This is a genomic window from Arthrobacter sp. MMS24-S77 (assembly GCF_054888235.1).
Genome location: NZ_JBTZRN010000001.1, coordinates 2,568,033 through 2,593,988, shown reverse-complemented (window position 1 = coordinate 2,593,988; position 25,956 = coordinate 2,568,033). Strand labels below are relative to the sequence as shown.

The 25,956-nt window shown below is 64.2% G+C and carries 28 protein-coding genes; 16 read left to right on the top strand and 12 right to left on the bottom strand.

Translation table 11 applies throughout. From position 1 onward, the window contains the following. The first annotated feature begins 41 nt into the window (after positions 1-41). Positions 42-1,469: a class I adenylate-forming enzyme family protein gene (locus tag ACX5I4_RS11855; RefSeq protein WP_461836838.1), complete on the top strand. Its 1,428-nt coding sequence runs from the start codon at positions 42-44 to the stop codon at positions 1,467-1,469. Beyond that, positions 1,462-2,688 (top strand): thiolase family protein, encoded by a 1,227-nt coding sequence (locus ACX5I4_RS11850; RefSeq protein ID WP_461836837.1) that lies wholly within the window; start codon positions 1,462-1,464, stop codon positions 2,686-2,688. Before ACX5I4_RS11855 ends, ACX5I4_RS11850 begins: the two co-directional genes overlap by 8 nt. On the opposite strand, the gene ACX5I4_RS11845 is transcribed toward ACX5I4_RS11850, so the two are convergent. Genes ACX5I4_RS11845 through ACX5I4_RS11835 form a run of 3 tightly spaced genes read right to left on the bottom strand, consistent with a single transcriptional unit; the run spans position 2,685 to position 4,687 of the window. After that, the gene (locus ACX5I4_RS11845) at positions 2,685-3,308 is read right to left on the bottom strand and encodes an energy-coupling factor transporter transmembrane component T family protein (RefSeq protein ID WP_461836836.1); all 624 of its coding nucleotides are present in this window, start codon (positions 3,306-3,308) and stop codon (positions 2,685-2,687) included. The genes ACX5I4_RS11850 and ACX5I4_RS11845 overlap by 4 nt on opposite strands. Continuing rightward, a complete protein-coding gene (locus ACX5I4_RS11840; protein WP_461836835.1) occupies positions 3,305-4,054 on the bottom strand; it encodes an energy-coupling factor ABC transporter ATP-binding protein in 750 nt (249 codons plus the stop codon). The genes ACX5I4_RS11845 and ACX5I4_RS11840 overlap by 4 nt, the downstream gene beginning before the upstream one ends. 18 nt (positions 4,055-4,072) lie before the next feature. Next, on the bottom strand, positions 4,073-4,687 hold the full coding sequence (locus tag ACX5I4_RS11835; RefSeq protein WP_461836834.1) for a biotin transporter BioY: 615 nt from the start codon (positions 4,685-4,687) through the stop codon (positions 4,073-4,075). A gap of 296 nt (positions 4,688-4,983) precedes the next feature. Between ACX5I4_RS11835 and ACX5I4_RS11830 the strand changes: the two genes are divergently transcribed. Next, a complete protein-coding gene (locus ACX5I4_RS11830) occupies positions 4,984-6,582 on the top strand; it encodes an ABC-F family ATP-binding cassette domain-containing protein (RefSeq protein WP_461836833.1) in 1,599 nt (532 codons plus the stop codon). Between the two features lie 26 nt (positions 6,583-6,608). Here ACX5I4_RS11830 and ACX5I4_RS11825 read toward each other — a convergent pair whose 3' ends face one another. The 5 genes from ACX5I4_RS11825 to ACX5I4_RS11805 form a co-directional block, all read right to left on the bottom strand. Then, positions 6,609-7,052: an SRPBCC domain-containing protein gene (locus tag ACX5I4_RS11825; protein WP_461836832.1), complete on the bottom strand. Its 444-nt coding sequence runs from the start codon at positions 7,050-7,052 to the stop codon at positions 6,609-6,611. Positions 7,053-7,123: 71 nt separating this feature from the next. Then, positions 7,124-7,609: a YbaK/EbsC family protein gene (locus tag ACX5I4_RS11820; protein WP_461836831.1), complete on the bottom strand. Its 486-nt coding sequence runs from the start codon at positions 7,607-7,609 to the stop codon at positions 7,124-7,126. Then, positions 7,593-8,447 (bottom strand): SURF1 family cytochrome oxidase biogenesis protein, encoded by an 855-nt coding sequence (locus ACX5I4_RS11815; protein ID WP_461836830.1) that lies wholly within the window; start codon positions 8,445-8,447, stop codon positions 7,593-7,595. Before ACX5I4_RS11815 ends, ACX5I4_RS11820 begins: the two co-directional genes overlap by 17 nt. Further along, positions 8,448-8,726 (bottom strand): hypothetical protein, encoded by a 279-nt coding sequence (locus tag ACX5I4_RS11810; protein WP_461836829.1) that lies wholly within the window; start codon positions 8,724-8,726, stop codon positions 8,448-8,450. Next, positions 8,723-9,241 carry a DUF3099 domain-containing protein gene (locus ACX5I4_RS11805; RefSeq protein WP_461836828.1) on the bottom strand — a complete coding sequence of 173 codons (519 nt, stop codon included), beginning with the start codon at positions 9,239-9,241 and terminating at the stop codon, positions 8,723-8,725. Before ACX5I4_RS11805 ends, ACX5I4_RS11810 begins: the two co-directional genes overlap by 4 nt. Positions 9,242-9,394: 153 nt before the next feature. Between ACX5I4_RS11805 and ACX5I4_RS11800 the strand changes: the two genes are divergently transcribed. Beyond that, positions 9,395-10,120, top strand: coding sequence for a beta-ketoacyl-ACP reductase (locus ACX5I4_RS11800; RefSeq protein ID WP_461836827.1), 726 nt, complete (start codon positions 9,395-9,397; stop codon positions 10,118-10,120). A gap of 170 nt (positions 10,121-10,290) precedes the next feature. After that, positions 10,291-11,040: an SDR family oxidoreductase gene (locus ACX5I4_RS11795; RefSeq protein WP_461836826.1), complete on the top strand. Its 750-nt coding sequence runs from the start codon at positions 10,291-10,293 to the stop codon at positions 11,038-11,040. A gap of 83 nt (positions 11,041-11,123) precedes the next feature. Here the strand turns inward: ACX5I4_RS11795 and serB are convergent, their stop codons facing one another. After that, the gene (serB, locus tag ACX5I4_RS11790; protein WP_461836825.1) at positions 11,124-12,017 is read right to left on the bottom strand and encodes a phosphoserine phosphatase SerB; all 894 of its coding nucleotides are present in this window, start codon (positions 12,015-12,017) and stop codon (positions 11,124-11,126) included. A 125-nt stretch (positions 12,018-12,142) separates the two neighbouring features. Between serB and ACX5I4_RS11785 the strand changes: the two genes are divergently transcribed. The 5 genes from ACX5I4_RS11785 to ACX5I4_RS11765 all read left to right on the top strand — a co-directional run bounded on the left by ACX5I4_RS11785 (position 12,143) and on the right by ACX5I4_RS11765 (position 16,703). After that, positions 12,143-12,928 (top strand): ABC transporter ATP-binding protein, encoded by a 786-nt coding sequence (locus ACX5I4_RS11785; RefSeq protein ID WP_265977520.1) that lies wholly within the window; start codon positions 12,143-12,145, stop codon positions 12,926-12,928. Between the two features lie 19 nt (positions 12,929-12,947). After that, positions 12,948-13,733, top strand: a complete 786-nt coding sequence (locus ACX5I4_RS11780) for a sulfite exporter TauE/SafE family protein (RefSeq protein ID WP_461836824.1) — start codon at positions 12,948-12,950, stop codon at positions 13,731-13,733. A gap of 7 nt (positions 13,734-13,740) precedes the next feature. After that, positions 13,741-14,634: a TrmH family RNA methyltransferase gene (locus ACX5I4_RS11775; RefSeq protein WP_461836823.1), complete on the top strand. Its 894-nt coding sequence runs from the start codon at positions 13,741-13,743 to the stop codon at positions 14,632-14,634. A gap of 642 nt (positions 14,635-15,276) precedes the next feature. Beyond that, positions 15,277-15,483, top strand: coding sequence for a cupin domain-containing protein (locus ACX5I4_RS11770; protein WP_461836822.1), 207 nt, complete (start codon positions 15,277-15,279; stop codon positions 15,481-15,483). An 80-nt stretch (positions 15,484-15,563) separates the two neighbouring features. Further along, on the top strand, positions 15,564-16,703 hold the full coding sequence (locus ACX5I4_RS11765; protein ID WP_461836821.1) for an MFS transporter: 1,140 nt from the start codon (positions 15,564-15,566) through the stop codon (positions 16,701-16,703). Between the two features lie 259 nt (positions 16,704-16,962). On the opposite strand, the gene ACX5I4_RS11760 is transcribed toward ACX5I4_RS11765, so the two are convergent. After that, positions 16,963-17,145, bottom strand: a complete 183-nt coding sequence (locus ACX5I4_RS11760; protein ID WP_461836820.1) for a hypothetical protein — start codon at positions 17,143-17,145, stop codon at positions 16,963-16,965. Positions 17,146-17,223: 78 nt separating this feature from the next. Between ACX5I4_RS11760 and ACX5I4_RS11755 the strand changes: the two genes are divergently transcribed. Beyond that, complete coding sequence (locus ACX5I4_RS11755) at positions 17,224-17,352, top strand: hypothetical protein (RefSeq protein ID WP_461836819.1); 129 nt, start codon at positions 17,224-17,226, stop codon at positions 17,350-17,352. Between the two features lie 3 nt (positions 17,353-17,355). Here the strand turns inward: ACX5I4_RS11755 and ACX5I4_RS11750 are convergent, their stop codons facing one another. Then, entirely contained in the window at positions 17,356-18,003 is a 648-nt protein-coding gene (locus ACX5I4_RS11750; protein WP_461836818.1) for a dihydrofolate reductase family protein, read from the bottom strand. Positions 18,004-18,263: 260 nt separating this feature from the next. On the opposite strand from ACX5I4_RS11750, the gene ACX5I4_RS11745 reads away from it, so the two are divergent. After that, complete coding sequence (locus ACX5I4_RS11745; RefSeq protein WP_009358283.1) at positions 18,264-18,521, top strand: type B 50S ribosomal protein L31; 258 nt, start codon at positions 18,264-18,266, stop codon at positions 18,519-18,521. An 81-nt stretch (positions 18,522-18,602) separates the two neighbouring features. Next, positions 18,603-19,700 (top strand): lipoate--protein ligase family protein, encoded by a 1,098-nt coding sequence (locus ACX5I4_RS11740; RefSeq protein ID WP_461836817.1) that lies wholly within the window; start codon positions 18,603-18,605, stop codon positions 19,698-19,700. 3 nt (positions 19,701-19,703) lie between these two features. Here the strand turns inward: ACX5I4_RS11740 and pepN are convergent, their stop codons facing one another. After that, a complete protein-coding gene (gene pepN / locus ACX5I4_RS11735; protein WP_461836816.1) occupies positions 19,704-22,307 on the bottom strand; it encodes an aminopeptidase N in 2,604 nt (867 codons plus the stop codon). A 230-nt stretch (positions 22,308-22,537) separates the two neighbouring features. On the opposite strand from pepN, the gene ACX5I4_RS11730 reads away from it, so the two are divergent. From ACX5I4_RS11730 to ACX5I4_RS11720, 3 genes are all read left to right on the top strand, one after another. Beyond that, entirely contained in the window at positions 22,538-24,094 is a 1,557-nt protein-coding gene (locus ACX5I4_RS11730) for a circularly permuted type 2 ATP-grasp protein (RefSeq protein WP_461836815.1), read from the top strand. A 72-nt stretch (positions 24,095-24,166) separates the two neighbouring features. After that, positions 24,167-25,093 (top strand): alpha-E domain-containing protein, encoded by a 927-nt coding sequence (locus ACX5I4_RS11725; RefSeq protein ID WP_461836814.1) that lies wholly within the window; start codon positions 24,167-24,169, stop codon positions 25,091-25,093. Further along, positions 25,090-25,941 (top strand): transglutaminase family protein, encoded by an 852-nt coding sequence (locus tag ACX5I4_RS11720; protein WP_461836813.1) that lies wholly within the window; start codon positions 25,090-25,092, stop codon positions 25,939-25,941. The genes ACX5I4_RS11725 and ACX5I4_RS11720 overlap by 4 nt, the downstream gene beginning before the upstream one ends. The last annotated feature ends 15 nt before the right edge of the window (positions 25,942-25,956 follow it).

The window sequence follows — 25,956 nt, the reverse complement described above, 5'->3', positions numbered from 1 at the left end:
ACAGAAAGGCCCGGGCGTGCGATAGAGGCTAAAATTCGATGATGCCTTTTCTGGACAAACTTCAGCGCTGGGCCGAGGAACGCCCCGACGACGCCGCCGTCGTCGTGGGCGGCAAACGGCTCAACTGGGCCGACCTTCGGGACGCCGCGACCCTGCGTCTGGGAGGGACCGCCGAGACGACGATACTCGCCGAGCCCAACTCCCTGGACTTCGTGGTGGCTTACGCGGCCGCCGTGGCGGGCGAGCGGCGCTGTGCCGTGTTGGATCCTCTCTGGCCCCAGGCCATGATCGATGAGGTTACCCAGAGGATCGGACAAGCCGGGCACGCCCCCGCCGACGCGCCCGCCACCGCCCGGGAGCTTGCCGACGGCGACGAGCTGGCAGACGGCCGTCCCGATACCACGTTCCTGATCGGCCTGACGTCCGGAACCACGTCCGTCCCTAAAGCCTTCACCCGTTCCCGGCGCTCGTGGCAGGTCTCGTTTGACGCCTCCATCGAATTCTTCGGACTGACCCCTGAGGACAAGACACTGGCCCCCGGGCCGCTGGCCGCGAGCTTGAACCTCTACGCCCTGTCCGAATGCCTATACGCCGGGGCGGCCTTCCACACTTTGGAGGCCTTCGACGTCGGCGATGCCCACGCGGCCATCAGCCACGACGGCGTTACCCGCCTGGTCTTGGCGCCCACCATGCTGCGCCTCTTGAGCGAGCGCGGACTCGCTGGAGGAGTCGACGCGTCCGGGGTGCGCAGCATCATTTGCGCAGGTTCGAAGCTGGATGCCCGCACGTTGGAGGCGGCCAGGCGTTGGGCGCCCAACGCGTCCATCTTCGAGTATTACGGTGCTTCAGAACTCAGTTTCGTTTCCGGAACGCGCCTTGCTGCCGGGGAGCCTCTCGACGCCGGGGGCACTGGCATCGGCGGGCCGTTTCCCGGCGTCGAAGTCAGGATCATGGACGACCGCGGCGCAGAGAAGCCGGACGGAGCGCATGGGAACATCTGCGTTCGCAGCGGCATGGTCAGCAACGGATACCTGTGGGGCGACGACGGGCAGGCGCTGCGCTGCTTCGATGGCTGGTACACGGTGGGGGACCAAGGCTACGTGGACGCTGGCGTCCTGCATATCCTGGGCCGTCGATCGGACATGGTCATCACGTCCGGGAAGAACGTCTATCCCCACGAGGTGGAACTCGCCTTGGCGTGTGTCCCCGGAGTTTCGGCTGCCGTCGCTGCGGGAATGGTCGACGATATCCGTGGACAGAGGGTCGTTGCAGGAATCCTCCCCGCCTACGGTTCGGTGACGGCAACCCAGGTGAGGACCGGACTGGACGGATTACTCGCCCGGGACAAGCGGCCCCTGCAGTACTTCACCCTGTCCGAATTGCCTGTGACGGACCGCGGAAAAGTCAGCCGCCAGATCCTGCTGGACTGGATCAAGAACAACGATCCCCGGGCAAAACCCCTTGCCTAGCCGAACTCGCGGAACGCAGGGCAAGGGCCTGGATCCCTCCCGCCAGCCCGTGATCATTGCCGCCCTGCGGACGCCGGTGTGCCGCTCCAACGGACAACTGAAGTCGCTCCGGGCCGAGGATCTCCTGGCTCCGGTCCTGCGCTCGTTGCTGGCATCCACCGGTGTTTCCGCTTCGGATGTCAGCGACGTCGTGATCGGCAACGCCGTGGGCGGTGGCGGCAACCTGGCCCGCTTCGCCGCCCTGCAAGCAGGACTCCCGGTGGAGGTTCCCGGGCTGACCGTGGACCGGCAGTGTGGTTCCGGGCTCGATGCTATCGCCCTGGCCTCGCGGCTGGTGGCCGCCGGCGGCAACGGAGTCTATTTGGCCGGGGGAGTGGAGAGCATCAGCACGGCACCCCTGCGGGCCAGGCGAAATCCAGACCCCGACGGCGAACCGGACTTCTACACGCGCGCTACTTTTGTGCCACCCGAGTTCGGGGACCCGGATATGGGCGTTGCTGCCGAAAACGTGGCGCGGGAGTGTGGCATCAGCCGCGAGCGCCAGGATGATTTCGCCTTGCGCAGCCATCAGCGCGCCGTCGCGGCGAGCGTGGCCGGAGCCTTCGTCCCGGAAATTGTTCCTTTGGAAGCGGGGGGTGCCGTGGTTCAGGCCGATGACGGTCCCCGGGCATCGCTGAAGGCCGGACTCATGGCGCGCTTTCCGGCCGCCTTCGTGCCGGGCGGCACTGTAACGGCCGGGAACTCCTGCTTCGACGCTGACGCGGCGTCCGCCGTCGTGATCACGTCGCTACAGCGGGCCCGGCAACTTGGCGCCGCCGACGGCCTGCTCGTGCTGGGGTGCGACACGGCAGGGGTGGACCCGGAATTGCTCGGAATCGGGGCCTCGGTGGCGGCAAAACGCTTGCTGGGAGGGCTTGGCGTGGAGCCGGAGCAACTGGACCTGGTGGAATTCAACGAGGCATTTGCCTCCCAGACCCTGGCCTGCCTCGATGCTCTCGGAGTGGACCCGGAGCGCGCGAACCTCGACGGCGGTGCCCTGGCTTTGGGGCACGGCTATGGTGCGTCCGGAGCTGTTTTGGTCACGCGACTTCTGGCACAAGCCCGCAGAATTGCCGAAGAGCAGCCAGACCGGGAGAGCTTGGCGCTGGCGATGATCAGTATCGCCGGGGGAATGGGTACGGCCGCGATGTTCCGGTACGCCCTCCTGCAGGGTGACTAGTCCTCGGCGTCGCCCAGGCCGCGTGCCGCCAAGGCGTCGCCGGTCTGCCGCGCATAAGCCACTGTGGTGATGAACACCGGAAGGACCAGGGCACGGGGATTGCGTTCCAGCCCCCGCGCGCGGGCCGAGTCGCGGACATCCGAAAATGCTCCTGCGATGAACGGAAGGCTGCGCAGCATGATGGCGATGGTCAGCGCGAAGCGCTCAGGATCCGCCCCGAATCGCTTGAAGGGCTTGGACAGAGACACCACCCCGTCCAGCAGCGCCTGCACTGGAGTCGTGGCCGTGAGTACGGACGCGGCGACGACGCAGACCAGCACGTTGAGGACGATCCGTGCGGCGACGGGGCCGCCCAACTGCCACCATTGGAAGGCGCCGATCACGGCGAGGATGGGCGTCACGAGCCACACGGAATGCACGAGCCGTTTGAACCCTGCACCGCTCAGCAGGAAGAGCCCGCACATGACGGCCAGGACCAATGCCGAAATGAGCCAGTCGACAACCAGGAACGATGCCAGCCCGCAGCCCGCCACCAGCAGGAATTTCAGCCACAAGGGCGTGCGGTGGACGATCGACTCGCCCCGCACATAGTTGGGGATCAGGACCCCACGGCCCCTCACGTCGCCCGCACTTTGCCCCGAGGGGCAGCTTCGCGGGGCGCCACCGCCTCGGCGCAAAGCGAGCGGTAGTGTTCGACGGCGTCGGCTGCTCCGCCGTCGAACACTACACGTCCGCCGTCCACCACCAGGGCGCGCTCCGCTTCCAGCGCGAGGTCGAGATCGTGGGTTGACATGATGATTTGCTGCTCGAGGCCCGCAAGCGTGCGCCGGAGCAGCTCCCGGTTGCGGAGGTCCAGCAGCGTTGACGGCTCATCGAGAACCAGCACGGCAGGATTCACCGCGAGGACCGCGGCGAGGGCGAGCAGTTGCCGTTCTCCGCCGGAGAGTTCGTAGATACTCTGATCGGCGAGCTCCAGGAGGCCGAACCGCTCCAGGACGGCCTCGGCCCGGGTAGCACGCTCCTTGGAGTTCTTAACGGAACGCCGCAATGACAGTTCAACATCTTCCCGGCCCGTCGGCATGACCAGCTGGGACAACGGATCGGTGAAGACGAAACCCACTTGGCTGCGGACCTGACGAACGTTTCCCATGCTGTCCGCACCGTTGACGGTGACGGCACCCTCGCTCGGGGCCACCAAACCGTTGAGCAAGCGCAGCAAGGTGGACTTTCCCGAGCCATTGGCGCCAATGACGGCGATCCTCTGTTCGGCAAGTTCCAATGAGACGTCCTGCAGCAAGGTCTTGGGCGTGGGGCTGCCATCGACGGCCACACGCACCGAGACTTCGCTGAGAATGATGGTGTTCATGTATTGATTGTTCCCGCTCTATTTGACGCGGCGGACCAGGATGTCCGGGAATGCCCTGTGGAGGGCGACGGCGATGATCGCGGCCAGGACGTTCTTGATGGTATCGCCGGGGTAGTAGGGCAGGTCGGCCAGGAAGGCCTTGGCGAAGTCGAATTTGCCATTGACCATGAAGCCAAGCACGCCGAGGCCGTGGATGAGGACGATGGTGCTGACCATGGCTGCTGCGAACAGGAACACTGCACGGTACTTGACGGTCCTGCGAATCACGCGGGCCGCGAGCCAGCCGGCGGCAGCGGCAGCCAGCGGGAAGGCGATGATGTAGCCGGCTGATGGCGTTGCCAGGATGCCAAGTCCGCTGCGACCCCCGCTGAAGATCGGTAGTCCGGCGAAACCGAGCAGGGTATAGAGCCCGACGGCGGCAAAGGCCCGGCCGCTGCCGAGCACGAGGCCGGTCAGCAAGACGGCAAGGGTCTGCAGCGTGATCGGGACGCCTAGGGCGCCGACCGGAATGCCTGGAATCATGGTGGAAGCGGCCACCAAGGCCGCGAATACCGCGATGAGGCCGATGTCAGTGGACGTCCAGCGGGTGCGGGGGGAGGTTCGTCGCGTGGCTGCGGTTTCGGTGCTGCTCATGGTGTGTCCTGTCTGGTGCCGGGGGCGGAATGAATCCCCTGAAACCGACACTACAGAGCGGCCGGGCGACCCATTTTGTAGGGTGTCCACGAGCCGCACGCCAAGGCCTTGGGGCCAGGGTACAAAGGATGGCGCTGTCTACCGGCGGCGAACTGCTCTCGGGTCCCTCTGCGTTGGCGAGCGTAAGACCCGGCGGGCGGTAGAATCGTAAAGGCCGTTTGTTCGGCCCCCTCCACTTAAGCCGCGCCGTGACCTCCGGTGCTGCGGGTGTTCCCCATTGAAAGGCATCCCCCGAATTGATTACCGTCCAGGAACTCGAACTGCGCGCCGGCGCCCGCCTGCTCATGGACCAGGTCAGCTTCCGCGTGGACAAGGGGGACAAGATCGGTCTCGTGGGCCGGAACGGTGCGGGCAAGACGACCCTCACCCGCGTCCTTGCCGGTGAGGGATTGCCCGCGGCAGGCAAGGTTGCCCGCAGCGGCGAGATTGGCTACTTGCCGCAGGATCCGCGGACCCCGGATATGGAACAGCTGGCGCGCGACCGCATCCTATCCGCCCGCGGCCTCGACGTGGTGGTTGGCAAGCTAAAGCAGGCGCAAGCGGACATGTCCAGCGAAGACGCCACAGTCCAGCGCAAGGCCATGAACCGCTATGACCGCCTGGAAGCCGAGTTCCTCGCCGGGGGCGGCTACGCGGCCGAGGCCGAAGCCGCGGCGATTTCCTCCAACCTGGCTCTTCCCGAGCGACTCCTGAACCAGCCGCTCAAGACACTCTCCGGTGGCCAGCGCCGCCGCGTGGAACTGGCCCGGATCCTCTACTCCGACGCCGAAACCCTCCTCCTTGACGAACCCACCAACCACCTCGATGCCGATTCCATCACCTGGCTCCGTGACTTCCTCAAGGGCCACCAGGGCGGGCTGATTGTGATCAGCCACGATGTGGAGCTCCTCGAGGCCACCGTCAACAAGGTCTATCACCTGGACGCCAACCGGGCGCAGATCGACTTCTACAACATGGGTTGGAAGCGCTACCTGCAACAGCGCGAAACTGACGAGCGCGCCCGCAAGCGCGAGCGCGCCAACGCCGAGAAGAAGGCCCAGGTCCTCATGGACCAGGCCAACAAGATGCGCGCCAAGGCCACCAAGGCCGTGGCCGCGCAGAACATGGCAAAGCGTGCCGAGCGGCTGCTTGGCGGCCTCGAAGCAGTGCGTGAGCATGACCGCGTGGCAGCCCTGCGCTTCCCGGATCCCGCTCCCTGTGGCAAGACTCCGCTCACCGCGGAGGGCTTGAGCAAGTCCTACGGCTCCCTGGAAATCTTCACGGATGTGGACCTGGCAATCGACCGCGGTTCCAAGGTAGTCATCCTGGGCCTCAACGGTGCGGGCAAGACCACTCTTTTGCGCATGCTTGCTGGAGTGGACAAACCGGACACCGGCGAAATCGTTCCCGGCCACGGCCTCAAGGTGGGCTACTACGCCCAGGAGCACGAAACCCTTGACCACGACCGCACTGTCCTGGAGAACATGCGTTCATCCGCTCCGGACATGAAGGACGCCGAGGTCCGCGGGATCCTCGGCTCGTTCCTGTTCTCAGGCGACGACGTCGACAAGCCGGCAGGCGTGCTTTCCGGTGGTGAGAAGACGCGACTGGCCCTCGCCACGATTGTGGCCTCTAGCGCCAACGTGCTCCTTCTGGACGAGCCCACCAACAACCTCGACCCCGCCAGCCGCGCGGAGATCTTGGGCGCATTGCGAAACTATTCGGGCGCCGTCGTGCTTGTCAGTCACGACGAGGGTGCCGTGGAGGCGCTGAACCCGGAACGCGTGGTTCTGCTCCCGGACGGTGTCGAGGACCACTGGAACGAAGACTACTTGGACCTCATCACCCTCGCTTAGGATCACCCGCGCTTAGGGGGACCGCCTCAGGGCATTTCCCACGGCACGGAAGCAAGGGGGCGGCCGAGTTCAATGTAGCTTTTCAGATTGGACAGGACGGCCGACCAACCCCGGCTCGCAATGGCTAGTTGCTCGTCGTCGGCGATGTTCCTGTGGTGGACGGTAAGCCTGGCAATGCCGTCATGCGACTCGATGGTGAAGGTCACCACGTCTGGCTTCCCGACCTCAGGAACCGTGGGATCCTCCCAGGTGTTGACAAGTCGCATCGGCGGCGTTGCCTCCAGGACTGTGCCCACGACGTCCGCGGTACCGGAACCATCCGTGCGCTGGTGCTCCCAGCGTGAACCTGCTTTCCAGTCCGAGACATTGGCGTGGCCCCAGTACTCGGCGGTCTGAGCGGCATCCGTCAGCGCCGTCCAAATCCGGTCCGGGGTTCCTTCGATGTACGTGACGTACGTGTATTCAGCCATGCTCACCAGCCTAGCCGCAGGCGGCATCGGATCAATGGCTCACGGGGTCAGCGGCCCAGCGGACTTGCAGCTCAGCGGACCTGCAAGGGTTGCGCGGCCGTAATCCGCTGGAGTTCGCTGTAGCTGATGGAAAACATCGAGTTATGGTCGCCCGCGCCTGCCCAAAGGAGCGGATGGTCCTGGAGGGATATGTCGAGGATGGTGCGTATGGGCTGTGGGTGGCCGACAGGAGCTACGCCACCCACGGCTTGGCCCGTGTGTTCCATGACGAAGTCCGGGCTTGCCCGGCGGATCCTGGCGGTACCCAAGGTTGCCGCCACCAAGGCTGTGTCCACCTTCGCGGCTCCGCTCGCGAGAATCAGCAGGGGCGCGCCGTCGAGCTCGAAGACCAAACTGTTGGCGATCGCCGCAACATCGCAGCCCAACAGAGAAGCCGCGGCAGCCGCCGTCGGGACGTCGTCGTCGAAAGTGCGCACGGTGTCTTGGGCGCCTGCGGCCGTCAATGCCGCCTTCACGTTCAGAACGGGCGAGGGGATCTTCTCAATAGCCTTGTGCATCCAGGATTGCGTCTTCCTCTTCTTCGGCCGTTGGCCGCTTTGACTTCCGTGGCGCGGGGGCCTTGCGACGAGGCATCGCACTGATTTCTTCTTCCTCGTCTTCGGCATCAATCCGGGCATTGCGGGCTTGTTGCCTGGCCGCATAGCCGAACCCGACGAACATCAGCACGCCGAAGGCAAACCACTGCAGGGAATAGGACAGGTGGGTGCCTTCGTCCGTGGCCGGCTTGGGGAACGGTGCGGGCATCGGCTGGACAGCGGGCGATTCCGTGGCCAGCTGCCCATAGGCGCCCGTCATGATGGGGTAGCCAAGCTCCGTGGCGTAGGAAGGCAGATCGATGGATGCCAGTTGGCCGTCGACGGCGCCGCGGTCCAGCTTCGGTTCCGAGGCCTTCAAGCGCGCGACGACGGTGACCTCGCCGGCCGGCGGGGCCGGGATGCTGTCAGGGTGGCCGGGAGTCTTGTTTCCGATGGGCAGCCACCCGCGATCAACCACCACGGCTTCGCCGCTCGTCAAACGGAACGGGACCACTACCTCGTATCCGGGCTGGCCGTTGAGGGGCCGGTTACGGACGACGCGTTGGCCGGACACGTCATAGCTGCCACGCAGCTCCACCTGCGTCCATTCCCGCTCAGGGTCCAAGGACTGGAACTCCGCCTTGGCAGCGGAGAACGGAAGGGGAGTGGCCGAATAGTTACTGACAACACGGTTGATTTCCGCCAACGTTTCGGCCCGGCGATCCATTTGCCAGCGACCCAGGAAAACGCAGCCGGCAGCGAAGATCACGGCCAGGACGAAATAGCCCAGCCACTTGCTGGAAAAAAGAAAGCGGTACATTCAGCGGGCCTCGCCTGGGTCTGTGGACTTCTCGAAAGGTATTGTCTCTTTCCACAGGCCGCGGGTCTGCAGGTAGTCCTCCAGCCATTCCCGGTGCTCCTGGCAGGACAGCCACACCTTGCGGCGATCGGGAGTGTGGATGCGCGGGTTGTTCCACAAGAGCTGCCATGTGGCCTCTGCGCGGCAGGCCTTACGCGAGCACACTGCGGCGAGTGACTCGCGATGACCAGCTTGCTGCTCATTGTCCAGGCCAGAGCCGCCCATTGTGAAGATGTTCATGAAGCCGCCTGTTCTTCCCCGCTGTGCGGATATCTGAGCTTGCCGCTGCCGGCGATGCCTTCTGCTTCCGGGAGGGAATCGTCCTGGTGCGTGGCGTCGTCCTCGATGAGCTCACCTTCCAGCACTGTCACGGTCGCCGCGGGCGACTCCGGTTCTGCCACCGGCGACGCTTCGAGCTCGATCGCCGGCACGTAATCCAACAAAGCGTCGCTGTGGATTTCGGCCTTGTCGCTGCCATTGGCGATCACCACGGCAATCCAAGGCAAGAACACGGCGCCGGCTATGGCGATGATCTTGAACCAGCCATCAACCACGAAAATGAGGATGATGCACACCATGCGGATGCCCATGGCCACTGCGTACTTGATCAATCTTTCGCGCATGTCGTCCGAATGGGCGGCGGCGGCATCGGTAATGCTGTGCACTACGGGGTCACCTGAAACGGCGTCCGGGTCCCCGGGCGCCTGCTGCAGGGGACTGCTATCTCTTGTCACGGCTGATTCATCACGCTCCAACGGCTTCCTTCAATTCTCTCACCATGGAACCGGCCGCCCAAACCGCGCCGAAGGCGGCTACCCGCGGCCGTGGGCTCCCGGCGGCTAAGATCGATCCAGGAAATCACCCTTTTCAAGCGGCACCGTGCTGCCGCGGAACTTACGGAGAACAGCATGTCTGAAGCAGCATCAACCGCCCGCAGTGTCCTCATCACGGGTGGAAACCGAGGCATCGGCCTGGCGATCGCAGAGTCGTTCCTGGCCAACGGCGACAAGGTCGCAGTGACGTACCGCAGCGAAACGCCGCTTCCCGAGGGCATCCTCGGCGTTAAGGCCGATGTCACGGACGAGGCTTCCCTTGACGCGGCGTTCAAGGAAGTCGAGGCTGCGCACGGTCCCGTTGAAGTCCTCGTGGCCAACGCCGGGATCACCAAGGACACCCTCCTCCTTCGCATGAGCGAGGACGACTTCACTTCGGTCATCGACACCAACCTGACCGGCGCCTTCCGCGTCATCAAGCGCGCCTCCAAAGGCATGATCCGTCTCCGCAAGGGACGCGTTGTGCTGATCTCCTCCGTCTCGGGCCTCTACGGAGCCCCGGGCCAGATCAACTACTCGGCCTCGAAGGCCGGAATGGTGGGGATCGCCCGTTCCCTGACCCGCGAACTTGGAAGCCGCGGCATCACGGCAAACGTGGTGGCACCGGGCTTCATCAACACCGACATGACCGCCGAGCTTCCCGAAGACACCCAGAAGGCCTACCTGGCCAGCGTTCCAGCCGGCCGCTTCGCCGAGGCGTCCGAGGTCGCCAACGTGGTCCGTTGGCTTGCCAGCGACGAGGCCGCTTACATTTCCGGAGCTGTTATCCCGGTGGATGGCGGCTTGGGGATGGGCCACTAGGTCCGTCCCTCCAGCGGCAGGGTGTGTAGGCGGAAGCGCAAAAGCACGTCCACCGGTTCTTGTGGGGAATCCACAGGTGGAATGAGGAAGCCCGCTGGCATGATTGACTCGGGACTAATAGAACTTGGGATGTTTTGAACAAGTTGGACGCTTTGAATAAGGGAGCACGAATGGGACTGCTGGACAACAAGACGGCGATTGTCACCGGTTCTTCACGCGGCATCGGCGCTGAAGTAGCCAAGATCCTGGCTGGCGAGGGCGCTGCCGTCGTTGTCAACTACCGCCAGAAGGCCCCCCGGGCCAACAAGGTGGTGGGCGAGATCCAAGCGGCCGGTGGCCGTGCTGTCGCCGTCGGCGCGGACCTGACCACCCAGGAAGGAGTCCAGTCCCTGGCCAGCGCCGCCATGGAGGAATTCGGTTCGCTGAACGTCCTGGTGCTCAACGCTTCCGGTGGCATGGAATCCGGCATGGAAGAGGACTACGCCCTCAAGCTGAACCGTGATGCCCAGATCAACATGCTCAACGCCGCGGTTCCGCTGATGCCCGAAGGTTCCCGCGTGGTCTTCGTCACGAGCCACCAGGCGCATTTCGTCGAGACCGTGCCCACGATGCCCGAATACGAGCCGGTTGCCCGCAGCAAGCGTGCTGGTGAAGACGCACTGCGAGAACTGCTCCCGGACTTGGCCGAGAAGGGCATCTCCCTCGTCGTGGTTTCCGGAGACATGATCGAGGGCACCGTCACGGCCACCTTGCTCGACCGCTCCAACCCGGGCGCCATCGAGGCCCGCCGCGCAGAGGCCGGCAAGCTGTACTCCGTGGAGGAATTCGCCGCGGAGGTCGCCAAGATGGTGACTGCCGACGTCGAGAGCGGCCACACCGAGTACGTTGGCGGCGCCGACTACTTCGGCAAGAGCGCCTGATATTTTTTAGTGCATGAAGAAGCGGCCCGGGACTGTCTGAATTACCCAGTCCCGGCCGCTTCTTCGTGGCCCCTTAACTCGGCTCAGACGCCGGCGATATGCCGGACGGCGTCCAGATATGGCATGTTGATGGCGGCATCGGCTACAGCCCGGACGGCAGGCTTGGCGTTGAACGCGACACCGATGCCCGCAGCGCCCAGCATGTCGAGGTCGTTCGCGCCGTCGCCCACGGCGATGGTGTGCTCCAGGTCGATCCCCTCGGCAGCTGCCCATTCGCGAAGGTACTTCTCCTTGGCTGCGCGGTCGATGACGTCGCCGAGGACCTTGCCCGTCAGGAGGCCGTCGACGATCTCAAGTTCATTTGCGATCCAATAGTCCAGCCCGAGTTCTTCCGCGATGGGCTTCAGGATCTGGTTGAAGCCGCCGGACACCACCGCCACTGCATGGCCCGCGGCTTTGAACGCAGCGACGAGTTCCGCCGCGCCCTCGCTCAAGCGCACCTCGGCACGGACGGCGTCGACGACGGCGGCCGGCAGGCCCGCGAGCACCGCCACCCGGGCATGCAGGCTCTGCGCGAAATCCAGCTCGCCACGCATCGCGGCCTCAGTGACGGCCGCTACTTCCTCGCGCTTGCCGGCGTGTGCGGCAAGTAATTCGATCACTTCCTGCTGGATCAGGGTGGAGTCGACATCCATGATCAGCAGCTTGCGGGAAGCATCACGCAAGGCGTCGGCCACGATTGCCGTGTCCATGCCTGGAGCCGCGGCATCTGCCACCCGGCGCCGGATGCCGGACAAGTCGGCGGCCGTAGCCCCGTCAACGGCCAAGCCCATGGTGTAGACGCCGAAGCGACTGTCCCCGGAGCGCGACTCAGACGTGAAGGAAGCCCCTGAGCCGGACAGCACCTTGCGCAGGTGTTCAAGCTCCGAGGGGGACAAATTCACGCCATAGCTGACCGCGGTCAAGTTCGAACTCATGGCTGCAATCTTAGCTAGCCCGGAACCGCCGCCCGAATTCCTGTTTCATTCAATGCGGCGTACGAACAGTGTGACCGACGTTTCGGTTATCTATCGCCCCCGTTTTTGTCCTAGTGTCTACTCCTATGAGTGATGTTCTTGAATTGGCTTCCGTCAGCGTTGTCCGAGGTACCAAGACCCTGCTGGACAAGGTTGACTGGCAGGTCAATGAAGGCGAACGCTGGGTCATCCTTGGCCCCAACGGTGCCGGTAAGACCACTCTGCTCCAGATAGCCGCTGCCCGGATGCATCCCACCAGTGGAAAAGCCGGAATCCTTGACGAGACGCTTGGCCGGGTTGACGTCTTCGACCTCCGTCCGCGCATCGGGCTTTCCTCCGCGGCCTTGGCCACCCAGATCCCGGAACACGAAAAGGTACTCAACGTGGTGGTCACCGCCGCCTACGGCGTCACCGGCCGCTGGCGTGAAGGATACGAGCGCGACGACGAGCGCCGCGCCTTCGGCCTGCTCAACGAATGGGGCATGGGTCCGCTGCTGAACCGGTCCTTCTCCTCGCTTTCCGAGGGCGAGCGCAAGCGTGTGCAGATCGCCCGCGCCCTTATGACTGATCCTGAGCTACTCCTGCTCGACGAGCCGGCCGCTGGCCTGGACCTTGGCGGCCGCGAAGAGCTGGTCCACAAACTCGGCGAACTCGCCCGCGACGAGGACGCTCCCGCCATGGTTCTCGTGACGCACCACCTGGAGGAAGTCCCGCCCGGATTCACGCATGCCATGCTTCTCCGCGACGGCGGGGTGGTGGCCGCAGGACCCATCGAGGAGGTCCTGACCGCCGAGCACCTCAGCAACACCTTCGGCCTTCCCCTGGATGTGACCGAGAACTCCGGCCGCTACACGGCCACCGCCCGCCGCTAGGCACGGGCACCTCGAAGCAGTGGAGATCCTTAGCGGCATCCTGATCTTTTTCGCGGGCTTGTGGGCCGGAACCATCAACAGCGTGGTCGGCTCGGGCACGCTGGTCACGTTCCCGGTTCTCATCGCCCTGGGCTACGCGCCGGTCACGGCGTCCATCAGCAACGCCATGGGCCTCGTGGCAGGCAACGTCACCGGGGCCTGGGGTTACCGGCACGAACTCAGGGGCCGGGGCCGGCAACTGCTGCGGCTGCTGCCGGCGTCGCTGCTTGGCGGCATCACGGGTGCCTGGCTGCTCCTGCACCTCCCGGAGAAGGTCTTCTACTACGCCGCTCCCGTCCTGATCGTCGTTGCGCTGCTCATGGTGCTCTTCCAACCCAAACTCCAGCAGTGGGTCCAGGACCGGGCAGGCAACCCGGAGCACGCCATCCAGGATAAGCGGCACACGGTCATCCTCGTGGTGCTGGTGTTCCTCGCCGGAATCTACGGTGGCTACTTCGTGGCTGCCCAGGGCATCTTGTTGGTCGGCATCCTGGGTGTTTTCATGACCGGCACCATTCAGAACGCCAACGCCATGAAGAACATCCTGGTCTTGGCGGTCAACGTGGTGGCCGCGTGCTCCTACCTCTTGTTCGCCGCTGGCCGGATCGAGTGGCCGGTCGTGGCAATCATCGCGGTCAGCTCGTTGATCGGCGGCCTGGTGGGTTCAAAGGTGGGGCGGCGCCTGAAACCCCTCGCCCTGCGCATCGTGATCTTCGCGCTGGGGCTCGTGGCGCTCGGTTTCATGATCGCCAACTTGCTGAAATAGGAACCCAGTGACCTTCCACTACCTCGAAACCGCCGACGATCCGCGCGTTGCTGACTACACGCAACTCACGGATGTGCACCTCCGCAAGCTCCGCGAGCCCGCGGAGGGCATGTACATTGCTGAGTCGTCCCGAGTGCTTCGGCGTGCCCTCGCGGCGGGGCATCAACCCCGTTCCTTCTTCCTGGCGGAGAAATGGTTGGAAGACCTCGACGATGTCTTCCAACAGTTCCCCGAGGTCCCGGTCTACATCGGCACGGCTTCCCTGCTTGAGGAAATCACGGGATTCCACTTGCACCGCGGCGCCATGGCCGCCATGCATCGCCCGGCACCGGTCCCCCTTGAAGAGCTCCTCGCGGGCGCGCACCGGGTGGCTGTCCTTGAAGAGGTGGTTGACCACACGAACGTGGGTGGTCGCAAAGTACAGGAGTCCGATCGAGTTCGCGCACGAGGGCGATCAAGGATCGCAGTACTTGAGGACCTTACTGATCATACGAATGTAGGTGCTGTGTTTAGGTCAGCCGCGGCGATCGGTGTTGACGCCGTGCTGGTGACGCCTCAGTGCGCTGATCCGTTGTACCGTCGCTCGATCAGGGTCAGTATGGGCACCGTTTTCCAGGTGCCGTGGACGCGGGTCGATCCGTGGCCGGCTGGTATTGAACAGCTGAAAGAGGCGGGCTACTTCGTAGCGGGCATGTCCCTGGGGGAGGGAGCCATCACTCTTGATGAGCTGGTGGCCCAGGATCATCAAAACCTTGTGCTAGTCTTCGGAACCGAAGGCGACGGGCTGAAGCCTGAGACCGACCGATTGCTTGACGCGCGCGTGACGATTCCAATGATGAACGGCGTGGATTCGCTGAATGTTGCGGCTTCGTCGGCTGTGGCGTTCTACGCCACGAGATAGCGGCTTCGCGCGAAGTCGCATGATTCGATTCTAGTCAGGGGGCCTTCTCTGGCGTGATCCCTGGCGGGTCGGCTGCCAGTCGCTGACCGGCGATTGGAATCATGCTGACAGCGGTCACTGGCGTGACAACGAGAGCTTCGTGGCACCAAAGTTGTTATAGGAGGTGGGTACCAAAATCCCTGGAATGACGCGGGTTCTGACCTATGTGTGGACATCTTTGTGGCACGTCAACGACCCATCTCGTTAGTAACGTTGGTGGCTTCATTTTGCTGACATCGCCATCGTGTTTGCCGCCGACAGGAACGATGTCGGTGTCACCGACCCAGCGGTTTCAATCTTGTGGGCGGCCTCGACGTCCTCCCTCATTACACGGACGTTCAGCGCGGGTTGGCTCGTGCGCACTCGAAGGCCCGAACAGATCGGTTCTCTGCCTGTTCGAAGCGAGCGGAGCGCGCCGTTCAAACGGTTTCCAGAGGACCGCGGACCTCGCGGCGATCAGACAGCCAGCGGGGTGGTGGCCGGTTCCTGAATGATGAAAATCGCCGAACGCCAGGTAGTCTCCGGCGACCGGCACGAAACCATAGCTCTGCCAATACGGGCACGGTGCAGATTTCGTGGCGAGCTGTGAGGTGTGTCTTCCGCGTGTTAGCCGAGGCGCGGGTCGGCGACGAGCGGGCACTGCTTGTCGCCGGTTCGATTGTCGTCATCTCGCCTGGTGTCATCCACGACATAGCGAACGCTGGGGAATCTCCTGTCACTGCCATTGGTTTCTTCTCAGAAGACAGGGTGGACAGCGTCTTCGAAGAACCGCTGCTGCCCAGGGACACGGACACGTTCTCGCTGCCGTGAATCGATAGCCTGAACGCAGCACCGGGTTAATGACGAGTTCGGAGGTAACCACGATGATGCTTGGTGGGGTTGGAGCGGCGGTGTCGCGTTATGCAGACGTTGTGCGCGCGCCAGGCGCTGCGTTGCCCGTGGTCGGAACCATGCTGGCCACGTTCCCCATCGGAATGCTCGGCCTGTCCGTCCTGCTCATGGTCCAGCAGTCCAGCGCTGGCTTCTCAGGTGCAGGGCTGGTCGTCGGGGCACTCGGTCTAGGGACGGGGCTCGGGATGGCATTCCAAGGCCGGCTGATCGACCTATTCGGGCAACCGAGAGTGCTCATTCCGGTGGCATCGATTCAGCTTGTTCTCCTCGTGCTTCTCGTCGTCGGGGTGGGTTCCGGCTGGCCCGTATGGGCCATTTGCTTGGTGGCGTTCGGTGCCGGGGCTGGCGAACCGCAGGTCGGGGCTAGTCTGCGATCGCTCTGGGCGGCACTCGTCGGACCAGAGCAGCGGCACGTGGCGACGGCTCTGTCTTCGATTTTGTTCGAAGCACCGATCATTGTCGCGCCCCTGCTTTTGACCGCGGTCCTGGTGATCGCCAACCCGTCATTCGGCGTGCTTCTTGCTGGAGTGTGCTTCACAGCCGGGGCATATCTGCTTTCCGCCAGCAAGGCGTCACGGGCCTGGAAGCCCGTATTAAGGGAACGGAGTCGCCTTCTGGGTGCTTTCGGGTCGAAGGGGGTCAGGACCATCGTGCTGGTCGGCTTCGGCCAAGGTATTCTTACGGCCCTGACTCAGGTTCCGTCGGCCGCCTTCGCTGCGAACGTCGGCGCTGCTGAGGGCGCACCGCTGCTCTACGGGGCGCTCTCAGTGGGGAGCCTGGTCGGCACGTTCGCGTACGGTTTGCGGCGCTGGGCCGGGCGCCCATGGGCAAGGCTGGCACTGCTCCTCGCGTCCGCAGCGGCCGCCTTGGCCCTCTGCGCTGTGATGCCTTCCCTCCCGCTGCTCGCAGTCTCGGTCTTCCTTGTCGGAACATCGATAGGGCCGGTTGCGGTCTGTTACTTCGGCCTACTGGAGGACCTCGCTCCGCGAGGCACTCTCACCGAGGCTTTTACGGCGGTTACCTCGGTTGCCCTGGGATCGTTCGCCGCATCGGCCGCGGTGGCCGGCATCGTCATCGACCGGTTCGGCGTGCCCTGGGCATTCGGAATCGGGTTTGCAGCAATGGCCCTGACTGCCTGACCGTGGTCGCAAGACACCGAACCTTGGAATCAACCGGTAAGGCCTGAGGAGACCGCCGTTGCCTTGGATTCCGTGCCGACGGGTCCGTGACCGACACGCGGCCCCCTTTGTCCGAGGACAGGATCACCTGGCTCCAGGCTGCGCCCGAGGCCGTCTCTAATATGTTGATGGTGCGGTGATTCCGTGAGCCGAAAACATCGATGCAGTGGCTGGCATAGTCAAAGGTCTTGCGGCCGACGACGACCGCTCCGGTCGCCATTCACTCGGCGAAGACCTGCCCGCTGACCCCCGGCGGGTCGAAGTGGGGATAGTCGGAGATGGGCTCGCCCAGCCACTCGTGAAGTCGGGAACCACCGGTTCCGAGCCCGTTGTCCGGGCCATCGTCGGGACCTGCGATGTAGCCGTCGAGAGACATCGACATGTACAGGATGGCCTTGCCCATGGTGATTCTCCTCGCAGTGTTCTGTCATCGATGCCGAGTGGGAAGTTGGAAGAGCTCTTGGGTGCGGCAGTCGAGCGTATGACTCTCGATCAGCTCCAGGTCGAAGTCGGCGGCACCGGCGAAGATCGGTGCGTCTCCGGTCTGGCCGCTGATCACCGGGAAGACCGTCACCTGGAGCCGGTCGACGCAGTCATGATGGTCTCGTGACTCTCACTTGGTGGGGTCGGACGCGTACCTGGGGAGTCCGGCGGGCCGGTACGTCTGCAGGATGATTCCCTTCGGGAAGGCCCGCGTCGCTACCAGCTCGAGCGCCAGATCGGGGCCGTGTTCGGGGAACAGCCGGGCGCCCTGGCCGACGATCACGGGGCAAACGAGCAGAGTGAGCTCGTCGACCAGATCGCTTGCCAGCAGCCAGCGGGCGAGTGCGCCGCTGCCGTGCACCTGCAGTTCGCCGCCGGGCGTGGCCTTGAGCTCGCGGATCGCGCTGGCGATGTCCTCGGAGAGCACGGTCGTGTTCGCCCAGGCCGGGTCCGTGAGGGTGGTGGATGCAACGTACTTCGGCCTGGTGTTCAAGGCCGCGGAGATCGGGTTGTCGCCCTGGTCGGTGCCCCAGGTGCCGGTTCCCCAGGACCAGGCGAACATCTCGTACGTGCGTCGGCCGAACAGGAACGCATCGGCGCGCTGGTAGTAGTCGCCGACGTAGGCCAGCGACTCGTCGTCGAACAGCGGCCTGGCCCAGCCGCCTCTCTCCATGCCCGGGTCGAAGTCGGGATGACGCCCGCCGTTGGACTGGTAAACGCCGTCGACGGACACCTGGATGTTGACCTTCAGCTCCATGGCAATGGTTCCTCGTCTCACAGTGGCGGTCGCGTTGGGATGCGCGCCGGCTGATTGCTCGATATGTACCTTAAGAAGTGAAGCACGCTTGACCTTAACTGAGTATGCATGGACTGCGGCTGACTTGCCTTGACCTCGGTTCGTCGCAAGGTGCGGTTTCCGCTATGATTGATTGTTGGCCCGGCACTGGAAATCCGTTAGTAACGGCAGGCGGTGCGCGGACCGAATCCATTCATACCTGGCAGCTGGCAAAATCCAGCTGCGTGAACAAAGGTCCCATTATGAAGTCTGATATCCACCCGAAGTACGAAGCTGTTGTATTCAACGACCTGGCTTCCGGCGTCAAGTTCCTGACCAAGTCCACCGTGTCTTCTTCCAAGACCATCGAGTGGGAAGACGGCAACACCTACCCGGTCATCGACGTCGAAATCTCCTCGGAGTCCCACCCGTTCTACACGGGCAAGCAGCGCATCATGGACTCTGCAGGCCGCGTCGAGCGCTTCAACGCTCGCTTCAAGGGCTTCGGCGGCAAGAAGTAATCAACTTCACCTCCAAGCTTCTGTGAAAGCCCGCACCCGCCGTATCTTCGGTGGCTGCGGGCTTTTGCGTTTTCCGGCAGGATGGGAACCATGACTTCCAGCATGCCTTTCGAGCAAGACGAACCCCGGCTCCACGGCGAATACAAGGTCCCCGGCGGAAAGCTCGTGGTGGTCGACCTCGACGTCGTGGACGGGCAGTTCGCGCACGTCTCGCTCAGCGGAGATTTCTTCCTGGAACCCGATGAGGCCCTGCTGGACATCAACCGGGCGCTCACGGGCCTTCCGGAAAGTTCGACGCCGGCCGAGATTTCCGCTGCCGTCTCCGCCGCGCTGCCTGCCGACTCGGTCCTGTTCGGCTTTTCCGCCGACGCCGTCGCTGTCGCTGTCCGACGGGCACTGGCCAAGGCCAGCGGCTGGGCAGACCACCAGTGGGAGGTCATCCCGCCGTCGGTCCTTCCCACCCGCCTCAACGTTGCCCTGGACGAGGTCCTCACCGAGCAGGTCGGAGCGGGGCTCCGCAACCCCACCTTGCGCTTCTGGGACTGGGAAGAGCCGTCAGTAGTGATCGGCAGCTTCCAGTCTTACCGCAACGAAGTGGATCCCAACGGCGTCGCGCGCCACGGCATCACGGTTGTCCGGCGCATCAGTGGCGGGGGAGCGATGTTCATGGAGGCAGGAAACTGCATCACCTATTCGCTCTATGTGCCCCAGAGCCTGGTGGACGGCATCAGCTTCGCCGACTCCTATGCGTTCCTGGACGCGTGGGTCATGGCTGCCCTGGAAAAACTGGGCATTACCGCGTTCTACGTCCCACTCAACGACATCGCCACCGAGCAGGGCAAGATCGGCGGAGCCGCGCAAAAGCGCCTTGCCAACGGCGGCATGCTGCACCACGTCACCATGAGCTACGACATCGACGCCGACAAGATGGTCGAGGTGTTGCGCATCGGCAAGGAAAAACTCTCCGACAAGGGCACCCGCAGCGCCAAGAAGCGCGTGGATCCATTGCGACGGCAGACCGGCCTTGCACGGACGGAAATCATCAAGGCCATGCAGGAGGTCTTCATCGAGCGCTACGGCGCCACGGAGTCCAGCATCACCGACGCCGAATTGGCAACAGCCCGGGAGCGGGTGCAGTCAAAGTTCGGTACCGAGGAATGGCTGCACCGGGTTCCTTAGTACTTAGCCGGCGGCTTGAGCCTCCAACGCACGGAACAAATGGCTCCGCTGCTCTATGACAATGCGCCGAAGGGCACGCGGGGCTGCCGCGTGATCCGCAAGCCAATCGTCGGTACGCCGAAGGACCGGGTGATCCGTCGGAGCCATGCCCGGGGCCAGGTCCTGGGCTGAGGGGAACAGGCCCCGCACAATCCGGCTTGCGATCTCGATGCTCCTGGACTCCCAGACGCTTTCCAAGCAGTCGAAGTACGGTTCGGCGAACCCGTCCAGCAGACCCGACGGGGCAAGTGAGAAACCTGCGATCGTTGCGCCCAGAATCTCGTTGGAGAGCTCGGTGTCGTTGACTGCGGCATCCCATACGGCCGCTTTCACTGCGGCGTCCGGACGGGCAGCAGCAGCCAATGCATGGCCTTCGCGCCCCGATGCCGTGTGGTCCTTGGCAAGTTCTGCATCCAATTCCGACAGCTCAGCCGCTCCGTTCGCTGCAAGTGCCTGCCACAAGCTCCATCGGAGCTCCGCGTCCACCGCCAGGCCGTCCACAACTATGCTTCCGGAGAGGATGCCGCGGAGGAACTCCGCGTAGGCGTCATCACGGCGCGACACCTCGGCAAGGGTCCTCGCCCAGGCAAGCTGCTGGTCCGAACCCGGCTCGCTTGAGCGCAGCTGCCGCGCGCTGGTCTCGAGCAGGCTCCCGCGAACCTCGTTGCGTTGCGGTGCCGGGACATAGCGTTCGACGGCGGTCACTGCGTTGCCCAGTACGTTCAGCAACACGCCGATTCCTGACTCGGCAGGGGCGAAGCGCTCGACGGCGGCGACGTACAGCGCCGCTGGCGTGACGGCGTCGCGCGCTGAATCCCACAGGGCTGTCCAGCACAAGGCCCGGGCCATCGGATCGCTGAGTCGGTCCAAGGCTGAGCGCACGGTTGCCTCAGAGACCGCATCCAGGCGTACCTTGGCATAGCTGAGATCGTCGTCGTTGACGAGGAGAAGGGCCGGTCGCGGCTTGCCCACCAGCGCCTCCACGGAAGTCTCGGCGCCGTCGACGTCGATCTCGACGCTTTCGGTACGGCGCAACTGACCGGCGTCGTCGACGTTGTAGAGACCGATCCGGATCCTGTGGGGACGGTGTTCCTGCATGCCCGTGATGGGGTCTACTGAGTCTTGGCGCAGGGTGACTGCCTCCATGACATCGCTGCCCCCGGAGATCTCCGCCGTCATGGTGGAGATCCCTGAAGTCTGCAACCATTGGCGGGCCCATGTTCCAAGGTCCCGGCCCGACGCTGTGTCCAGGGCTTGGAGGAGGTCGGTCAGGGTTGTGTTGCCGAACTCGTGATCCCTGAAGTAGCGTCGCGAGCCGTCAATGAACGCTTCGAAGCCGACGTAGGCCACCAATTGCTTGAGGACGGATGCCCCCTTGGCATAAGTGATGCCGTCGAAGTTCTGCTTGGCGGCTTCCAGGTCGGGGATATCGGCAACGATAGGGTGCGTCGTGGGCAATTGGTCCTGGAGGTATGCCCAGGATTTGCGCTTGTTCGCGAAATTTACCCAGGCGCTGTCCCAGTCGGTGGCCTTGTCCACGCCCAGGGTGCCCATGTAGTCCGCGAAGGATTCCTTGAGCCACAGATCGTCCCACCAGGTCATCGTCACGAGGTCGCCGAACCACATGTGGGCCATCTCGTGCATGAGGGTGTTGGCACGGGCCTGGTACTGGGCATCGGTAGCCCGCGAGGTGAAGACGTACTTCTCCGTGAAAGTGACCAGGCCGGGATTTTCCATGGCACCAAGGTTGTACTCGGGCACGAACGCCTGATCGTACTTGCCCCAGGGATATGGATAGTCGAAGAGTTCGTTGAAGACGTCCAAGCCGTTCTTCGTCAGCCGGAAAATCTCCCCGGCATCGAAGGACTCCTGCATGGACGCCCGGCAATACAGCGCGAGCGGAACCTCAAGGCTGGTCCCGTCGTCGAGCGTCTTGCTCCAGTGATCCGTGGCACGGAAGTAGGGACCGGCCAGCACGGTGGTGATGTAGGTGGACATCCGCTTGGTGGTGGAGAAATCCCAGCGGCTTGTGGCGGGATCGGTGGTCAGTTGCGTCCGGGCGATCTCGGTGCCGTTCGAGGCCACCTGCCAGCCGGAAGGGGCCATGACATGGAACGTGAATTCGGCCTTCAGGTCCGGCTGCTCGAAATTCGCGAACACGCGGCGGGCGTCCGCCGGTTCGTATTGCGTGTAGAGGTAGCACTGTCCGTCGGCGGGATCGACGAAGCGGTGCATGCCCTCTCCGGAGCGGCTGTAGAGCGCGGTTCCGGTGACCGTGACTTGATTCTCCGCCTGGAGATTGTCCAGGCGGATCCTGTCGCCGTCCACCACCCGGGCAACGTCGAGGCCTTTTCCGTTGAGGAAGACGCTGTGCACCCCGCCGTGGATGAAATCCAAGAACGTGGAGGATCCCGGCTCGGCGGAAAAGTTGATGACGCTGCGGCTCGTGTACCCCGGCACGGCAGGGTCTGCGGCCTCTCGGACGTCGACGGAGACATCGTAGCTTTGTGTGCTGATCAGGGCTGAACGGGTGGCGGCCTCAGCGCGCGCCAGAAAGGGACTCGACACTCAGCTATCTAATCACGAGCCGGACGGCGCCTATGCCCGGCGACGCGATGCCCCGCCCCGCATGTGATGCCTGCCGGCGAAGTCCAGGCCCGGGCGGGCGCGTCCGGCAGCCCATGCCGCCGTGCCCGGTATATTTGCAGCTAGCAAACCCAGCGCTACGGCTGCTGTCACTGCGCAACATGCAGAACGCGAAATGCGTTCGTAATCGAAAAGGTGATTGTCTGAGTCCCATGTCAGAGCTATTCCGGGATTACTCCGAAGCCGCCGCCCGTTCCGGCGCCTACGACGAGATGTTCGCCCCAGGCACAGTCGCCCGAAAATCCTACGGCCAGGTGGACGGTGCGCTCCGCGAGCTTTCGCTTGCCGATGTGAGTGCGCGTGCTGAGTCGATGGCGCGGACGTTCCTGGACCGGGGGGTGACCTTCGATTATGCGGGGGAGGAGCGACCCTTCCCGTTGGATATCGTGCCGAGGGTGATTCCGGCGGACGAGTGGGATGTGCTGGAGCGCGGGGTGGCGCAGCGGGTGCGGGCGTTGGAGGCGTTCCTGGATGATGTGTACGGGCGGATGGCGGTGGTCGCCGACGGTGTGGTGCCTCGGGCATTGGTGACCACGAGTGCGCATTTCCACCGTGCGGTGCATGGTTTCGAGCCGGCCGGCGGGGTGCGGGTGCACGTGTCCGGGATCGACGTGGTCCGCGATGCGGCGGGCACGTTCCGGGTGCTGGAGGACAACGTGCGGGTCCCGTCGGGGGTGTCCTACGTGTTGGAGAACCGGCGGGCGATGGCGAAGGGTTTGCCGGAGGCGTTCGGCCAGCAGCACGTCCGTCCGGTCGAGGAGTATCCGCGCCGCTTGTTGTCGGCGTTGCGGAAGACGGCGCCCTCGGGGGTGGATGACCCGACGGTGGTGGTGTTGACCCCCGGGGTCTTCAACAGCGCCTACTTCGAACACACCCTGCTGGCCGGGTTGATGGGTGTGGAGCTGGTGGAGGGCAGGGACCTGATCTGCCGGGGGAACCGGGTGTACATGCGCACCACCGCGGGGGAGCAGCGGGTGGATGTGATTTACAAGCGGATCGATGATGAGTTCCTGGATCCGTTGCAGTTCCGTTCGGATTCGATGCTGGGGTGTCCGGGGCTGGTGAACGCGGCCCGGGCCGGCGGGGTGACGATCGCGAACGCGGTGGGCAACGGGGTGGCCGATGACAAGCTGGTGTATTCGTACGTGCCTGACCTGATCCGGTATTACCTGCATGAGGAGCCGGTGATCGCGAACGTGGAGACGTTCCGGCTGGAGGAGAAGGAGGCCCGGGAGCAGGTCCTGGACCGGCTCGGGGAACTGGTGGTCAAGCCGGTGGACGGGTCCGGGGGCAAGGGCCTGGTGATCGGTCCGGATGCCTCGGCCGAGGAGCTGGAGGCTTTGCGGAAGCGGGTGCTGGCGGATCCGCGGGGCTGGATCGCGCAGCCGGTGCTGCAGCTGTCCACGGTGCCGACCCTTTCGGGGGAGAAGTTCGGGCCCCGGCACGTGGACCTGCGTCCGTTCGCGGTCAACGACGGCGAGGACGTGTGGGTGCTGCCCGGGGGCCTGACCCGGGTGGCGTTGAAGGAAGGCTCGCTGATCGTGAACTCGTCCCAGGGCGGCGGGTCCAAGGACACCTGGGTGCTCTCGGACTCCCCGCAGCTGCCCGCCGTCGAGCTGCCCCGGTCCTCGGTCACGGTCCGTGAACAGGTCTCGGTCTGGCCCGTCGAAAGCAACTGGCGGGATCGCCAATCGGACCAGCAGCAGTGATCCGTCACGTCATGATGCACGGACCGGATGACATTCATCACCACAACGCAGGACCCGAAGGAGGCACAGCCCATGCTGAGCCGTATTGCTGAATCCCTTTTCTGGATCGGCCGCTATGTGGAACGCGCCGACGGGACGGCCAGAATCCTGGACGTCCACTTGGAACGCTTGAACCACCTTCCGCTCGAGGAGCAGCGCAGCGTAGCGAGGGAACTGCTTGCCGTCATGGGAGCACGTCCCCAGAGCGAGGACTTCGGCTTGCCGGAGCTGCTCCACGCCCTCGCCTACGACAAGGCCAGTGCTACCTCCATTGCGGGTTCACTGGGGGCTGCGCGTGAGAATGCGCGCCGGGCACGCGAGACCGTCTCTTCTTCGTTGTGGGAGAGCCTCAACACGACGTACTACGGGTTGAACCAGCACCGTAAAGACGTGGTCGGAACGTACCGATTCTGCAACTGGGTGCTGGAACGAACTGCCATGGTCAGGGGTCTCGCGGACACGACTGTGAGCCACGACGAAAGCTGGCTCTTCCTCGTCCTGGGCCGCTCGCTCGAGCGTGCCGACATGACCGCACGCATGCTGTCCACCCGCGATGTCCTGTCCGCAGGAATGTCCTGGGTGAACATGCTGCGCTGCGCCGGGGCCTACGAGTCGTTCCTGCGTACTCGCCGTGCGGCCTTCGGGGACCAGCACGCCGCCGAGTTCCTCCTGCTGGACCGTTTGTTCCCACGCTCCATCGTCTTCGCCCTGCGCGACGCTGACGAGTGCCTTGCCAAGTTGGATCCATCCGCCCAGCGGGTGGGTTTCATCAATGACGCCCGTCGGATCGTTGGCCAGGCCCGCACCTTCCTTGAGTTCCACCGCACGGACGACCTCATGTCCGAGCTGCCCGAGCATATGGACCGGGTGCAGAAGGCTGTAACGCAGGCCTCCGACGCGATTTCCCGTAAGTACTTCAATCAGGCGGATGAACTGGCCTGGGTGGGAGAAGTTTCATGACCCGGCTGAGCATCGTCCACAGGACGGCCTACAAATACAACCGCCGTGTGACTCTGTCGTACAACGAGGCACGCATGACGCCGTTGACCGATCCCCAACAGGTGGTCCTTGAATCATCGCTGAAGATCACGCCGTCGCAGGCTGCCGTGAGCACCTACCGTGATTACTGGGGCACTCGCGTGACGGCCTTCGACATGCAGATGCCGCACGAGCGCCTCGAAGTCGTGGCCACCGCCACCGTGGAAGTCCATCGGGTGGAACGCGTGGCCCTGGACGAAGAGATTGTTGGCTGGGATGTGATGGGTTCGGACGAGATCCGCGACCAATTCAGCGACTGGCTTCCGCAATCGCAGCTCAGCGGACCCGGTGCGGAAGTCCTGGGCATCATCCCCACCGTCGTCGCCCGCAAGAACCCCCACGAGACTGCCATGGCCATCTTCGAATGGATGCGCGGCGAAATGAGCTACGTGAAAGGCACCACCGGCGTCACTACGAACGCCGAAGAGGCTTGGAACCAGCGTCAAGGAGTCTGCCAGGACCTGGCACACCTGGCCATCGGCTCGCTTCGCAGCTGCGGCATTCCAGCGAGGTACGTGTCCGGCTACATCCATCCGCGGCCCACGGCCGAGATCGGCGAAACGGTGGCTGGCCAATCCCATGCTTGGTTGGAATGGTGGGACGGCGAATGGCGCAGCTGGGACCCCACCAACCACAAGCCGGCCGGTGACTATCACGTCACAGTGGCACGAGGCCGGGACTACCGGGACGTTCCTCCCTTGAAGGGCATCTTGTCCGGAGGCGGCGGCTCGGGCCTGACCGTGACGGTCGAGATCACGCGACTGACGTAGCGGGCCGGCGGCCCT

Coding starts and splice junctions, on each gene's coding strand:
- ACX5I4_RS11730 (WP_461836815.1), top strand. CDS start 22,538: ATGTCAGAGCTATTCCGGGATTACTCCGAAGCCGCCGCCCGTTCCGGC.
- ACX5I4_RS11820 (WP_461836831.1), bottom strand. CDS start 7,609: ATGCACAAGGCTATTGAGAAGATCCCCTCGCCCGTTCTGAACGTGAAG.
- ACX5I4_RS11825 (WP_461836832.1), bottom strand. CDS start 7,052: ATGGCTGAATACACGTACGTCACGTACATCGAAGGAACCCCGGACCGG.
- ACX5I4_RS11810 (WP_461836829.1), bottom strand. CDS start 8,726: ATGAACATCTTCACAATGGGCGGCTCTGGCCTGGACAATGAGCAGCAA.
- ACX5I4_RS11815 (WP_461836830.1), bottom strand. CDS start 8,447: ATGTACCGCTTTCTTTTTTCCAGCAAGTGGCTGGGCTATTTCGTCCTG.
- ACX5I4_RS11740 (WP_461836817.1), top strand. CDS start 18,603: ATGGGAACCATGACTTCCAGCATGCCTTTCGAGCAAGACGAACCCCGG.
- ACX5I4_RS11720 (WP_461836813.1), top strand. CDS start 25,090: ATGACCCGGCTGAGCATCGTCCACAGGACGGCCTACAAATACAACCGC.
- ACX5I4_RS11800 (WP_461836827.1), top strand. CDS start 9,395: ATGTCTGAAGCAGCATCAACCGCCCGCAGTGTCCTCATCACGGGTGGA.
- ACX5I4_RS11725 (WP_461836814.1), top strand. CDS start 24,167: ATGCTGAGCCGTATTGCTGAATCCCTTTTCTGGATCGGCCGCTATGTG.
- ACX5I4_RS11855 (WP_461836838.1), top strand. CDS start 42: ATGCCTTTTCTGGACAAACTTCAGCGCTGGGCCGAGGAACGCCCCGAC.
- ACX5I4_RS11785 (WP_265977520.1), top strand. CDS start 12,143: ATGAGTGATGTTCTTGAATTGGCTTCCGTCAGCGTTGTCCGAGGTACC.
- serB (WP_461836825.1), bottom strand. CDS start 12,017: ATGAGTTCGAACTTGACCGCGGTCAGCTATGGCGTGAATTTGTCCCCC.
- ACX5I4_RS11755 (WP_461836819.1), top strand. CDS start 17,224: ATGACTCTCGATCAGCTCCAGGTCGAAGTCGGCGGCACCGGCGAAGAT.
- ACX5I4_RS11835 (WP_461836834.1), bottom strand. CDS start 4,687: ATGAGCAGCACCGAAACCGCAGCCACGCGACGAACCTCCCCCCGCACC.
- ACX5I4_RS11795 (WP_461836826.1), top strand. CDS start 10,291: ATGGGACTGCTGGACAACAAGACGGCGATTGTCACCGGTTCTTCACGC.
- ACX5I4_RS11745 (WP_009358283.1), top strand. CDS start 18,264: ATGAAGTCTGATATCCACCCGAAGTACGAAGCTGTTGTATTCAACGAC.
- ACX5I4_RS11760 (WP_461836820.1), bottom strand. CDS start 17,145: ATGGGCAAGGCCATCCTGTACATGTCGATGTCTCTCGACGGCTACATC.
- ACX5I4_RS11840 (WP_461836835.1), bottom strand. CDS start 4,054: ATGAACACCATCATTCTCAGCGAAGTCTCGGTGCGTGTGGCCGTCGAT.